Genomic DNA, 13196 nt, shown 5'->3' on the forward strand with positions numbered 1-13196 from the left:
CCGTGACCGACCGCACCGCCAGCCCCGACCATGACCACCACGGCGCCGACTTCACCGAGGCCCTCGAGGCGATGCAGGCCCTGAACCCGAAGTCGCTGCTCCACCGCATGGAGATCGAGGTCCTCGAAGCATCCCCCCAGCGGCTCGTCGCGCGGATGCCCGTGGAGGGCAACACCCAGCCCTACGGTCTGTTGCACGGTGGCGCCTCGGTGGTCCTCGCCGAGACGCTGGGCTCGATCGGCGCCGCCCTGCACGCCGGCCCCGACAGGATCGCCGTGGGCCTCGACATCAACGCGACGCACCACCGCGCGGCCCGGTCCGGTTTCGTCACCGGCACGGCCACGGCGCTGTCACTCGGCGGCACCCTCGCGTGCTACGAGGTGGTCATCACCGACGACCAGGGCAAGCGGGTCTGTACCTGCCGGATCACCTGTCTGCTGCGCGACGGCGCCCCCGGCGCCTGAGGGCGCCCACCGCGCGTCAAAGCCGACGACGAGGGGGTATGCCGCGTGAACGGCATACCCCCTCGTCGTTGCCCCGGGTGGGGTGAGGTCAGCCCGCGAGGCGGCTGTCGGCGCTGGCGCTGGCGGTCGCGCGTGCTCGCAGCGACCGGCGACGGTGCAGCAGCGCCTCGATGGAGTGGTGCCTGGGCTCGTCCTGGCCGAGCCGGCGACGCAGGGCGGCGACGCTGGCCACCCGGCGAACCACTTGGGACGAGAAGCCGAGCCGGGCGAAGAAGCGGTTGGCCTCGCGGTGCTGGGCCGGGACGTTGCAGCCGATCTGGTCGCACCCGCGCGAGTCGGCATACAGCGTGACGGCGGTCATCAGCTGTCTGGCCACGCCGTGCTTGCGCGCCTCGGGGACGACGTAGAGCTGGTCGATGGTGACGCACGGGGTGTCGGTGAGCGACGAGAACGGGCTCGTGGCCGCGACGGCGAAACCGACCGCCCGGCCATCAGCGGTGGCGAGGTAGGCCCGGACGTCCTCGCGGTGCAGTGCGTTGGCCACCCGCCCCTCGGACGCGGCACGGGCAGCGACCTCAGGACCGACTCCCGCCTCGACACGGGACGACAGCCAGAGCTCGGTGAAGGTGCGCTCCTCGTCCACGGAGACACGCCTGACGCTGATCGCTGGACGGCTCACCGGGGTTCCTCCATCGTCGGTCTGGCACTGCTGCTCACCACTGCAGGCGGCTCCCCCGACGGCCGCGGCGCCTCGAAAGGCGACCGACTCAGGACTCTAGGCCCATTCGCGTGCCTTCGTGAAGGGTTCAACAACTTTCCTGCGTTAACTCTGTGCGATGCCGGTGTTCCACGTTTGTTACAGCGCAGGATGGCGCCCCCTCGGACCGTTGCCTGCGTTTCACATCGGTGGCGAGGCCGAGTCATGACCCCTGCCCGGAATCGCTCTGGAGCGTCGTCACAGGGCACGCTCGAAGACGTAGTCGTGCTCGTAGCGGTCACCCACGAGGAAGCGCTTGGTACCGACCCTGGCGAAGCCACTCTTGACGTAGAACCTCTGAGCTCGTTCGTTCTCCTGGTTGACCCCCAGCCACACGCCGACCGCCCCCCGAGCCTGCGCCGCCTCGATGGCAGCCTGCATCAGCAGCCGACTCGTGCCGGCGCCGTGGTGGTCGGGCAGGACGTAGATCTTGCTCAGCTCTGCCGTCGGTCGCAGGGTGAGGGCGGCCCGCGCGTCCGGATCGGCCGGGTCGCCGTTCACCACCATCGCGTAGCCCGTCACCGTGTCACCGTCGACGGAGACGAACAGGTCCCGGTGCGGGTCCGCGAGGTAGCCATCGAAGCACCTCTGCGAAAGCACATCCGTGATGAACGTGTCGATCGCCTGCTGCGTGGTGTGCGGCGGACAGGCCAGGGCGAACGTCGCGGCTGCCACCTCGGCCAGCACCCCGGAGTCGGCCGGCTCCGCGCGGCGTACCTCCACGCCCACGGTCAGGCCTTGTCCATCCCGGCGACGACCGCCTCGGCGACCTCGCGCATGCCGAGGCGCCGGTCCATCGCGGTCTTCTGGATCCAGCGGAACGCCTCGGCCTCGGTGATCTTGAGCTTCTTCATCAGCACGCCCTTGGCGCGGTCGACCGACTTGCGGGTCTCCAGCCGCTCGCCGAGGTCGGAGATCTCCTGCTCGAGGGCCTTGACCTCGGTCCAGCGGTGCCGCGCGATGTCGATGGCTGGGGAGAGGTCGGAGGCGGTGAACGGCTTGACGATGTAGGCCATCACGCCCGCGTCCCGCGCCCGCTCGACGAGCTCGGTCTGGCTGAACGCGGTGAGCATCACGACCGGGCAGATGCGAGCGGCCCCGATCTGCTCGGCCGCCGTGATGCCGTCCATGACCGGCATCTTGACGTCCATGATCACCAGGTCGGGGGTCAGCTCGGTGGCCATCTCGACAGCCTGCTCACCGTTGCTGGCCTGCCCCACGACCTCGTAGCCGGCTTCGACCAGCATCTCGGCCAGGTCGAGGCGGATGAGGGCTTCGTCCTCCGCCACGAGGATCCGGGTCTTGGTGGACTTCTGGGGCGCGGGTGATTCGGTCTGGCTCACGGAGAGAGCCTAGGGGACTCGCGTTAACGGCACGTTGCGGGAGGCGCGGTCGAGGCCGAGTCGCTCTGGTTGCAGACCGTCGAAACGACCATGATGGTGTCGACCAGATGGAGGGCATTGTGGATGAGACAGCCCGTCCTCGGCGCCGACCGACCTCCGCGTCGATGCGGGTGGTCTGGTCGGTCGTGGCATTCCTGGGCGGCGGCCTCGCTGGGCTGTTCCTCGTGCTCCCCCGCACCCGCCTGCTGCGCCCTCGCCGGGTCCTCGCGTGTGACCTCTGCCAGCGCCGGCACCGACGACTGTTGGCCGCGATGGTGCTCCTGGCGCTCCTCTCTGTCGCCGGGTTCGGGCTGCGGGTCTCCCAGCGTGCCCGCGAGCTGCCCGCCTGCGCCGCCGACACCTCGATCGCGGAAGGGCGTCGCGTCATCGACCCGCGCGCTCCGAGGCGGCCGCCCCTGTGGTCGACGGTGCGCTCCGCGATGACGGCTCCCGTGAGCGGGCTTGCGCTGGGGTTCGCGGAGGTCCGGGGGCAGGGCCTGTGCAGCGTCGGCGATCCGCCCATCACCCTGGCCTTCGTGCCACAGGCCGGGGAGCACATGGGCAGCATGGTCGGCGAGGTGTTCATGGCCTCCCCCGTTCCGCGCATCAACCCCGTGCGGGCTCGCGGGGTCGCCGAACACGAGTCACGCCACGTCGACCAGTGGGCCGTGTGCACCATCGCGGGCGGGATCGCACTGCTTCCGGTGCTCTACCTCGTGGACGAGACCCTCTACCCGGGATCGGAGAACCACTTCGAGCAGGCCGCAGGTCTGTTCGACGGCGCGTACCCCCCACCACCCGTCCCGCCCCGAGGCCCCCAGGGCTGGGCCATCGCTCTCTGGGTCGGAGTGCTCCTGCTCCTGACCCGTCGTCGCATCCGCTGGGCCGTCCGAAGCGTCGTGAGCCGACACAGCGATCCCGCCGCGGGTCGCTGCGCCGTCCACACGACCGGCTGGAGGTAGCGAGCTCGACATGACAAACAACTCGGAGCAGGGTGGAGCGGCAGGTATCAACTGCCACTCCCCCTGAGCCCCCACAAGGAGCCCCACATGACGAGCACGAACGAGTACCAGGAGTACGGGCGCGACGACGAGCACGCGGCATACGGCGAGAGGCGTGCCGCGGTGCAGGCCGACCGGTTCGGCGGGATGAAGGTGGGCTCCGCCTTCTTCGGCTGGCTGACCGCCATGGGTATGGCGGTGATCCTCACCGCAATCCTGGCGGCCGCAGGTGCCGCCGTCGGTCTGGGGACCGGAACCGACGCCACCGAGGCGGCCCAGCAGGCCTCCGAGGATGTCGGGACGGTCGGCATCGTGGGGGCTGTGGCGCTGGCGGTCATCCTGTTCGTCAGCTACTACTGCGGCGGCTACGTCGCAGCTCGCATGGCTCGGTTCAACGGCGCCAAGCAGGGCGTGGCCGTCTGGCTGTGGGCCCTGGTCATCATCGTGATCGTGGGCATCATCGGCGCCGTGGCGGGCAGCAAGTACGACGTCCTGGGGCAGCTCAACAGCTTCCCGCGCCTTCCGGTCAAGACCTCCGACCTCACCACCGCCGGTGTGGTCGCGCTCGTCCTCGCCGCCCTCACCAGCCTGGTCGGCGCCGTCGTCGGCGGCAGAGCCGGCATGCGGTTCCACCGCAGGGTCGACCGAGTTGACGTCGACGCCTACTGACCTTCACGTCGACGCCTACTGACCCGACGGGATCGCGCCGCCGCCCGCCCTCCACAGGGCTCTCGGGAAAGCACTCGGGCGCTGTCCCCACCGAGGTTGGAAGTGCCGTCCCACCAGGGTGCCGAAGGCGGGACTTGAACCCGCACGCCCTTTCGAGCAGAGCATTTTGAGTGCTCCGTGTCTGCCATTCCACCACTTCGGCTTGCCGAACATCATGTTCAGCGGCTTGCCGAACATCAGGTTCGGCTCGCCGAACATTCAGCTCTTCGGCGGCGGCCGCTGGGGCGGCCTCGGAAAGGATAGCGGTGCGGTACGTCCGGACGACAAACCGCACCCCCTCGCCGTCGGACGCTAGCTGGCAAGGCAGTGTGGCGGGTCAGTCGGCGAGGTCCTCGTAGGCCGGGGCCACCTTGTTGATGGCGTCACCCATCTTGTGCACGCGCAAGGCGTTGGTCGACCCGGGGATGCCGGGGGGCGAGCCGGCGACGATGACGACGAGGTCCCCCTCCTGGGCCCGGCCGGACGCGAGCAGCGACTTGTCGACCTGCTGGGCCATCTGGTCGGTGTGCCGGGCCATGGGCACGAGATAGGTCTCGATGCCCCAGGCCAGCGCCAGCCGCGACCGGGTGTGTGGCTCGGGCGTGAACGCCAGCATGGGGATCCGCGGACGGATCCGGGACATCCGCTTGGCGGTGTCTCCGGACTGGCTGAAGGTGATGAGGAACTTGGCCCCGAGCAGCTCACCGATCTCGACGGCGGCCGCAGCCACGGCGCCGCCCATCGTGTGCGGCTTGGTGCCGAGCGGTCGAATCCGCTCCAGGCCGTGCTCCTCGGTGCTCTCGATGATCCGGGCCATGGTCTGCACGGCGATGATCGGGTAGGCACCGACGCTGGTCTCCCCCGACAGCATCAGGGCGTCGGCCCCGTCGAGGACGGCGTTGGCGGCGTCGGAGGCCTCCGCGCGGGTGGGGCGCGGGTTCTCGATCATCGACTCGAGCACCTGGGTGGCGACGATGACCGGCTTGGCGTTGCGGCGGGCGATCTCGATGGCTTCCTTCTGGACGATCGGCACCTCCTCGAGCGGCAGCTCGACGCCGAGGTCCCCACGGGCGACCATCACGCCGTCGAAGGCCTCGATGATCTCGACGAGGTTGTCGACGGCTTGGGGCTTCTCGATCTTGGCGATGACGGGCAGTCGGACCCCCACCTCGTCCATGACGGCGTGGACGTCGTCGAGGTCCGCGGCGGAGCGCACGAACGACAGCGCGATCATGTCGGCGCGTAGCCGCAGCGCCCAGCGCAGGTCTTCCTTGTCCTTCTCGGACAGCGCCGGCACGGACACGGCAACGCCGGGCAGGTTGATGCCCTTGTTGTTGGACACCGTGCCTCCGACGGTCACCACGCACCGGACGTCGGTGTCGGTGACCTCGACGGCCTGGAGCGCGACCTTGCCGTCGTCGATGAGCAGTGCGTCGCCCGGACTCACGTCGCCAGGAAGGCCCTTGTAGGTCGTGCCGACCTCGGACACCGAACCGTCGACCTCGCGGGTCGTGATGGTGAACTCCGCGCCGTTGACCAGCTCGACCGGGCCGTCCTTGAACCGCGTGGTGCGGATCTTGGGACCCTGGAGGTCGACGAGGATGCCGACCGCGTGACCGGTCTCGTCGCTGGCCTTGCGGATCTCCTGGTAGATCTTCTCGTGGTCGGCGTACTCGCCGTGGGAGAGGTTGAGCCGGGCCACATCCATGCCCGCGTCGACGAGCTCACGAATGCGCTCCGGGGAGGAAACTGCGGGGCCGAGGGTGCAGACAATTTTGGCGCGACGCATGCCACCGACCCTATCGGTCACCAGCCCCCGAACGTGACCCCGGTCACCCTGCGGACACCCAAAGCCGAGGTATGCCGCTGGGAGACCTGACGTCAGACGACCAGGGGGCGGTCGTTCGGGTTGATGGGTCGCGGCAGGGCGGTGTCGCCGGTCAGGAACCGGTCGACTCCTGCTGCGGCCGAACGGCCCTCGGCGATGGCCCACACGATGAGCGACTGCCCACGACCGGCGTCGCCGGCGACGAAGACACCGGGCACGGACGACATGTAGTCCTTGTCGCGCCTGATGTTGGAGCGCTCGTCGAGCTCGACCTCGAGCTGCTGGACGACGCCCGGGCCCTCGGGCCCGAGGAAGCCCATGGCCAGCAGGATCAGCTGGGCCGGCAGCACGCGTTCGGTGCCCTCGACCTCCTCGAACCCCTTGTCGCCCATGCGCACGTCGACGACCCGGATGCCGGACACCTTGCCGTCCTCGCCGAGGACCTCCTTGGTGGACGCGGCATACACGCGGTCGCCGCCCTCCTCGTGCGCGGAGGCGACGCGGAAGATCATCGGGTAGGTCGGCCACGGCTGGCCAACCACGCGCTCCTCCCCCGGCTGGGCCATGATCTCGAGGCTGGTGACCGAGCGCGCACCCTGGCGGTGCGAGGTGCCGATGCAGTCGGCACCGGTGTCGCCACCGCCGATGACAATGACGTCCTTGCCCTCGGCCGTGACCTGTCCTTCGACGGTCTCACCGAGCGCCACCCGGTTAGCGGGCGGTAGGAAGTCCATGGCCTGCATGACGCCGTCGAGCTCGCGCCCGGGGACGGGGAGGTCACGCGGCACGGTCGCTCCGATGGCCAGGACCACCGCGTCGTAGCGGTCCCGCAGCTGCTTGCCGGTCACGTCACCGCCGACGTCGACCCCGCTGCGGAAGCGGGTGCCCTCGGCCTCCATCTGGGCGATTCGACGGTCGAGGACGGACTTCTCCATCTTGAACTCGGGGATGCCGTAGCGGAGCAGACCACCGGGCTTGTCTGCACGCTCATAGACCGCGACCGTGTGGCCGGCGCGCGTCAGCTGCTGGGCGGCTGCGAGGCCAGCAGGTCCGGAACCGACCACGGCAACCGTCTTGCCCGAGAGCCGTTCGGGGGCCTGGGGCTGGACGTAGCCGGCGTCGAAGGCACGGTCGATCGTCGTGACCTCGATCTGCTTGATGGTCACGGCGGGCTGGTTGATGCCGAGGACGCAGGCCGTCTCGCACGGTGCCGGGCAGAGCCGACCGGTGAACTCGGGGAAGTTGTTGGTCGCGTGCAGCCGTTCGATGGCCTCGCGCCAGTCGCCCTTCCAAGCCAGGTCGTTCCACTCGGGGATGAGGTTGCCGAGCGGACATCCGCTGTGACAGAACGGGATCCCGCAGTCCATGCAGCGTCCGGCCTGGCGCTGCAGCTGTCCGAGCTCCTGCTCCTCGTAGACCTCTTTCCAGTCACGGATGCGCACCGGGACGGGGCGGCGGGCCGGCAGCTCACGCTCGCGCGTCTTGAGAAAACCCTGGGGGTCAGCCACGGGAGGCCTCCATGATCCGCTCCCAGACCTCGGAGCCGTTGACGTCGAGTCCCTCCGCCTCAGCGGCGGCGCGCACGTCCAGGACGCGCTGGTAGTCGCGCGGAAGGACGAGGGTGAAGCGCGATCTGGCGGTGTCCCACTCCTCCAGCAGCCTTACGGCGACAGGGGATTCGGTCCACTCGACGTGCTTGCCGAGCAGTTCGCGCACGACCGACTCGTCGTCGGGCCGCAGGGCGGACAGGTCGACGAGCTCGGCGTTGACCCGACCGGGGTCGAGGTCCAGCACGTAGGCCACTCCCCCGGACATGCCGGCGGCGAAGTTGCGACCGGTGGGTCCGAGCACGAGGACCGTGCCGCCGGTCATGTACTCGCAGCCGTGGTCGCCGACACCCTCGACCACCGCGGTGGCACCGGAGTTGCGGACGCAGAAGCGCTCGCCCACCAGGCCTCGCAGGTAGAGCTCGCCGGTCGTGGCGCCGTAGCCGATGACGTTGCCGGCAATGACGTTGGCCTCGGCCTGCAGCGGGGCAGCACGGTCGGGACGAACGACGATCCGACCACCGGAGAGACCCTTGCCGACGTAGTCGTTGGCGTCCCCGAGCAGGCGCAGGGTGACACCGCGCGGGACGAACGCACCGAGCGACTGACCCGCCGAGCCCCTGAGGGTGAGGTTGATCGTGTCGTCGGGCAGCCCCTCGGGGTAGGCCTTGGTGACCTCGTGGCCGAGCAGCGTGCCGATCGTCCGGTTGACGTTGCGGACCGCGACGTCACCCGTGACCCGGGTGCCGTCGTTGAGGGCTTCGCGGGCGATCGTGATGAGGTGGTGGTCGAGCGCCTTCTCGAGCCCGTGGTCCTGCGTCGTGGTGTTGCGGCGGGCCGAGCCGTCGGGGCTCTCCACATCGGTGAAGATCGGTGACAGGTCGAGGCCAGCTGCCTTCCAGTGGTTGACGGCGCGTGTCGCGTCGATGGCCGAGACCTGGCCGATGGCCTCCTCGATGCTCCGGAAACCGAGGGCCGCCAGGTGCTCGCGGACCTCCTCGGCGACGTACTCGAAGAAGGTCTCGACGAACTCGGGCTTGCCCGAGAACCGGGACCGCAGCTCGGGGTTCTGGGTGGCGATGCCGACCGGACAGGTGTCGAGGTGGCAGACGCGCATCATGATGCAGCCGCTGACGACCAGCGGAGCCGTGGCGAACCCGAACTCCTCCGCGCCGAGCAGCGCCGCGATGACGACGTCGCGACCGGTCTTGAGCTGCCCGTCGCACTGGACGACGATGCGGTCGCGCAACCCGTTGAGCACCAACGTCTGCTGGGTCTCGGCGAGGCCGATCTCCCAGGGACCACCGGCGTGCTTGAGCGACGTGAGGGGCGAGGCACCCGTCCCGCCGTCGTGTCCGGAGATGAGCACGACGTCGGAGTGCGCCTTGGAGACACCTGCCGCGACCGTGCCGACCCCGATCTCGGAGACGAGCTTGACGTGGATCCGGGCCTCGGGGTTGGCGTTCTTGAGGTCGTGGATCAGCTGGGCGAGGTCCTCGATCGAGTAGATGTCGTGGTGCGGCGGCGGGCTGATCAGGCCGACCCCAGGCGTCGAGTGCCGGGTCGTGGCGATCCACGGGTAGACCTTGTGGCCGGGCAGCTGGCCGCCCTCACCGGGCTTGGCGCCCTGGGCCATCTTGATCTGGATGTCGCCCGACTTCGTGAGGTAGAGAGACGTCACGCCGAAGCGTCCGGAGGCGACCTGCTTGATCGTCGAGCGTCGCTCGGGGTCCATCAGCCGGTCGACGTCCTCGCCGCCCTCACCCGTGTTGGAACGACCACCGAGCCGGTTCATGGCGATCGCCAGGGTCTCGTGGGCTTCCTGGCTGATCGAGCCGTAGGACATCGCACCGGTGTTGAACCGCTTGACGATCTCGCTGATCGGCTCGACCTCGTCGATCGAGATGGCGGGGCGAGGTGATGCGCCTCCGAGCGTGAACAGGCCGCGCAGTGTCATCAGCCGCTCGGACTGCTCGTCGATGCGCTCGGTGTACTGCTTGAAGATGTCGTAGCGCCGCTGCCGCGTCGAGTGCTGCAGCCGGAACACCGTGTCTGGGTCGAACAGGTGCGGCTCACCTTCGCGCCGCCACTGGTACTCGCCGCCGACGCCGAGCTTGCGGTGCGGGAGGCGGACCCCGTCAGGCGGGTATGCCGCGGCGTGCCGGGCCGCGGTCTCCGCGGCCAGGACGTCGAGCCCCACTCCACCGAGCTGGCTCACCGTGCCGGTGAAGTAGCGGTCGACGAGCTCCTGCGACAGACCGAGCGCCTCGAAGACCTGGGCGCCGCGGTAGGACGCGACGGTCGAGATGCCCATCTTGGACATCACCTTGAGGACGCCCTTGCCGAGCGCCTTGATGAGGTTCTTGACGGCCTGCTCAGGCGTCACGCCGTCGATCGCGCCGGAGCGGACCAGGTCCTCGACCGACTCCATGGCGAGGTAGGGGTTGACGGCGGCCGCGCCATACCCGACCAGGAGGGCGACGTGGTGGACCTCGCGGACGTCGCCGGCCTCGACGACCAGGCCGACAAGGGTGCGGGTCTTCTCGCGGATGAGGTGGTGGTGGACGGCGGAGGTCAGCAGGAGCGACGGGATGGGCGCGTAGTCACGACCCGAGTCACGGTCGGAGAGCACGACGAACCGGGCCCCTTCGGCGATCGCCGCGGACACCTCACCGAAGATCTCCTCGAGGCGCGCCGTCATCGCGGCCGCACCGCCGGTCACGTCGTAGAGACCGCGGACCACGTGAGTGGCGTAACCGGGCAGGTCGCCGTCGGCGTTGACGTGGACGATCTTGGCCAGCATGTCGTTGTCGATCACCGGGAACGGCAGCACGACCTGGCGGGCGTGGGCCGGGCCGGCGGCCAGAGCGTTGCCCTCGGGGCCGATCACGGTGCCGAGCGAGGTGACGAGCTCCTCGCGGATGGCGTCGAGCGGCGGGTTGGTGACCTGGGCGAAGAGCTGGGTGAAGTAGTCGAACACCAGCCTCGGACGGTCCGACAGCACCGCGATGGGGGTGTCGGTGCCCATCGAGCCGAGGGCCTCTCCCCCGGTGCGGGCCATCGGGGTGAGCAGGATCTTGAGCTCTTCCTGCGTGTAGCCGAAGGTCTGCTGGCGGCGGGCGACCGACGCAGCGGTGTGCACGATGTGCTCGCGCTCGGGCAGGTCGTCGAGGTGGATCAGGCCCGCGTGCAGCCACTCGTCATAGGGGTGCTGGGCGGCGAGCTGGGACTTCACCTCGTCGTCGGAGACGATCCGGCCGTGCTCGGTGTCGACCAGGAACATCCGTCCCGGCTGGAGGCGGCCCTTGCGGACCACCCGGGTCGGGTCGAGGTCCAGGACCCCGGACTCGGACGCCAGCACGACGAGCCCGTCGTCGGTCACCGAGTAGCGGCCCGGGCGCAGTCCGTTGCGGTCGAGCACCGCGCCGATGAGCGAGCCGTCGGTGAAGGTCACGCACGCGGGACCGTCCCACGGCTCCATGAAGGTCGAGTGGAACTCGTAGAAGGCCCTGCGGGCGGGGTCCATCTCCTCGTTGTTCTCCCAGGCCTCCGGGATCATCATGAGGACGGCGTGTGGCAGGGGCCGACCACCGAGGTGCAACAGCTCCAGCGCCTCGTCGAAGGACGCCGAGTCGGACGCCTCCGGAGTGCAGATCGGGAACAGCCGGTCGAGGTCGCCGGGGATGACGTCGGACTCGAGCTGGCTCTCACGGGCGCTCATCCAGTTGCGGTTGCCCTTGACGGTGTTGATCTCGCCGTTGTGGGCGATCAGCCGGTAGGGGTGCGCCAGCGGCCAGCTGGGGAAGGTGTTGGTGGAGAAGCGCGAGTGGACCAGCGCGAGCTGGGTCTCGAACCGACGGTCGGACAGGTCGGGGAAGAACGGCTCGAGCTGGCCAGTCGTGAGCATGCCCTTGTAGACGAGGGTGCGACACGACAGCGACGGGAAGTAGACCTCGGTCTCGCGCTCGGCGCGCTTGCGCAGACAGAACGCGAGGCGGTCCAGGCCGAGGCCCACCATCCGGCCCACAGCCGCCGAGACGAACAGCTGGCGGAAGAACGGCATGCAGTCGCGCGCGGCCTGGCCGACCAGCTCCGCGGCCACCGGCACGTCACGCCAGCCGAGGACGGTCAGCCCCTCCTCGACGGCAAGCTCCTCGATCCGGGCCTCGACCCGGGCACGCTCGGTCTGGTCGCCCGGCAGGAAGGCGATGCCCACGGCATACGCACCCTGGACGGGGAGGTCGAAGTCCACGACCGCGCGCAGGAAGGCGTCGGGAACCTGCGTGAGGATGCCGGCGCCGTCGCCCACGAACGGGTCGGCGCCGGTGGCGCCGCGGTGGTCGAGGTTGCGTAGCGCGGTGAGCGCGTGGTCGACGATGTCGTGACCTGCACTTCCCCGCATCGTCGCCACGAGGGCGACCCCGCAGGCGTCGTGCTCGAACTCACGGCGGTAGAGGCCCGTGTCGGCAGGCTGGGCGGAGAAGCGCGCAGAAGTCACGTTCGGGTCACCGTCCTTGGGGGGAGAAGTGCGTTGTGGAACCCAAGTTGGGCACACCAGGTCACGCGCGTGGACGGCCTTGGCCACGGCTGCAGGAAGGATAGCCCGAGTGCCGTTTGTCCCGCCATGTGAGCGCCCTCATTCCGTATGCTGAGACGTCACCTTGGGCGGAACGGCCACCTCGCGACGCCTCCCGAACCAGACGATGGCGACTCCGATCAGGAAGACCAGGATGCTCGTCCACACGTTGACCCGCTGTCCGAAGATGACGTGGGCCTCGTCGCTTCGCAACTTCTCGAACACGATCCTGCCGAGCGGGTAGCCCACGACGTAGAGGCCGAACAGCTGCCCCTTGCGCAACGCCCAACGGCGGTCCGCGAGCACGAGGACCAGGGCGAGGAGCAGGCACCACAGGGACTCGTAGAGGAACGTGGGCTGGTAGGTGCCGAGCACCACTGCCTTGCCGCTCGCGTCGCGCACGGCGTGACCGGCCGACTGGTCCCACTCGTGGATGGTCAGCCCCCACGGGACGTCCGTCGCGCGGCCGTAGAGCTCGTTGTTGAACCAGTTCCCCCACCGGCCCAGGGCCTGCGCCACCGCCACCCCGGGAGCGGCCGCGTCGATGTAGTCCAGGAACGGCACCCCGTGGCGGCGGGCGCCGATCCACGCCCCCAGCGCTCCGAGCGCGATGGCCCCCCAGATGCCGAGTCCGCCCTCCCAGATGTAGAGCGCCTTGAGCGGATGGCCACCCTCACCGAAGTAGGGGTCTGGGGTGGTGATGACGTGGTAGAGCCGGCCACCGATGATGCCGAACGGCACCGCCCAGGCGGAGATGTCGACGGCCTTCTCCTTGGCGTGACCGCGGTCCACGAGCCGCCGACCGGTGATCCAGACGGCCACGACGATCCCCGCGAGGATGCACAGGGCATAGGCCCGGACCGGGAACGGGCCGAGGTGCCACACCCCCGAGGTCGGGCTGGGCAGGGAGTAGGGCACAACTCGAGGCTATCT

Annotated in this window: 10 protein-coding genes and 1 tRNA gene; 3 read left to right on the plus strand and 8 right to left on the minus strand. The window is 69.5% G+C overall.

What is annotated here, in order from left to right; all coding sequences use genetic code 11:
* Positions 1–71: 71 nt before the first annotated feature.
* Positions 72–464 carry a PaaI family thioesterase gene (locus tag AC1DYG_RS00695; protein ID WP_477638218.1) on the plus strand — a complete coding sequence of 131 codons (393 nt, stop codon included), beginning with the start codon at positions 72–74 and terminating at the stop codon, positions 462–464.
* 88 nt (positions 465–552) lie between these two features.
* On the opposite strand, the gene AC1DYG_RS00700 is transcribed toward AC1DYG_RS00695, so the two are convergent.
* The 3 genes from AC1DYG_RS00700 to AC1DYG_RS00710 form a co-directional block, all read right to left on the minus strand.
* Entirely contained in the window at positions 553–1143 is a 591-nt protein-coding gene (locus tag AC1DYG_RS00700) for a GNAT family N-acetyltransferase (RefSeq protein WP_477637978.1), read from the minus strand.
* A 276-nt stretch (positions 1144–1419) separates the two neighbouring features.
* A complete protein-coding gene (locus AC1DYG_RS00705; RefSeq protein WP_477637979.1) occupies positions 1420–1950 on the minus strand; it encodes an N-acetyltransferase family protein in 531 nt (176 codons plus the stop codon).
* Positions 1951–1952: 2 nt separating this feature from the next.
* Positions 1953–2564: an ANTAR domain-containing response regulator gene (locus AC1DYG_RS00710; RefSeq protein ID WP_477637980.1), complete on the minus strand. Its 612-nt coding sequence runs from the start codon at positions 2562–2564 to the stop codon at positions 1953–1955.
* A gap of 119 nt (positions 2565–2683) precedes the next feature.
* On the opposite strand from AC1DYG_RS00710, the gene AC1DYG_RS00715 reads away from it, so the two are divergent.
* Both AC1DYG_RS00715 and AC1DYG_RS00720 read left to right on the plus strand, forming a co-directional pair.
* Positions 2684–3565 carry a hypothetical protein gene (locus AC1DYG_RS00715; protein WP_477637981.1) on the plus strand — a complete coding sequence of 294 codons (882 nt, stop codon included), beginning with the start codon at positions 2684–2686 and terminating at the stop codon, positions 3563–3565.
* Between the two features lie 87 nt (positions 3566–3652).
* The gene (locus tag AC1DYG_RS00720) at positions 3653–4273 is read left to right on the plus strand and encodes a hypothetical protein (protein ID WP_477637982.1); all 621 of its coding nucleotides are present in this window, start codon (positions 3653–3655) and stop codon (positions 4271–4273) included.
* Positions 4274–4392: 119 nt separating this feature from the next.
* Here the strand turns inward: AC1DYG_RS00720 and AC1DYG_RS00725 are convergent.
* From AC1DYG_RS00725 to lgt, 5 genes are all read right to left on the minus strand, one after another.
* Positions 4393–4475, minus strand: a tRNA-Leu gene (locus AC1DYG_RS00725).
* Positions 4476–4649: 174 nt separating this feature from the next.
* Positions 4650–6101 (minus strand): pyruvate kinase, encoded by a 1452-nt coding sequence (pyk, locus tag AC1DYG_RS00730; RefSeq protein WP_477637983.1) that lies wholly within the window; start codon positions 6099–6101, stop codon positions 4650–4652.
* A gap of 92 nt (positions 6102–6193) precedes the next feature.
* Positions 6194–7648, minus strand: a complete 1455-nt coding sequence (locus AC1DYG_RS00735; protein WP_477637984.1) for a glutamate synthase subunit beta — start codon at positions 7646–7648, stop codon at positions 6194–6196.
* Positions 7641–12185: a glutamate synthase large subunit gene (gene gltB / locus AC1DYG_RS00740; RefSeq protein ID WP_477637985.1), complete on the minus strand. Its 4545-nt coding sequence runs from the start codon at positions 12183–12185 to the stop codon at positions 7641–7643. The genes AC1DYG_RS00735 and gltB overlap by 8 nt, the downstream gene beginning before the upstream one ends.
* A 138-nt stretch (positions 12186–12323) precedes the next feature.
* Positions 12324–13181 (minus strand): prolipoprotein diacylglyceryl transferase, encoded by an 858-nt coding sequence (gene lgt, locus AC1DYG_RS00745; protein ID WP_477637986.1) that lies wholly within the window; start codon positions 13179–13181, stop codon positions 12324–12326.
* Between the last annotated feature and the right edge of the window lie 15 nt (positions 13182–13196).

The organism is Pedococcus sp. P1_H8 (assembly GCF_056405175.1).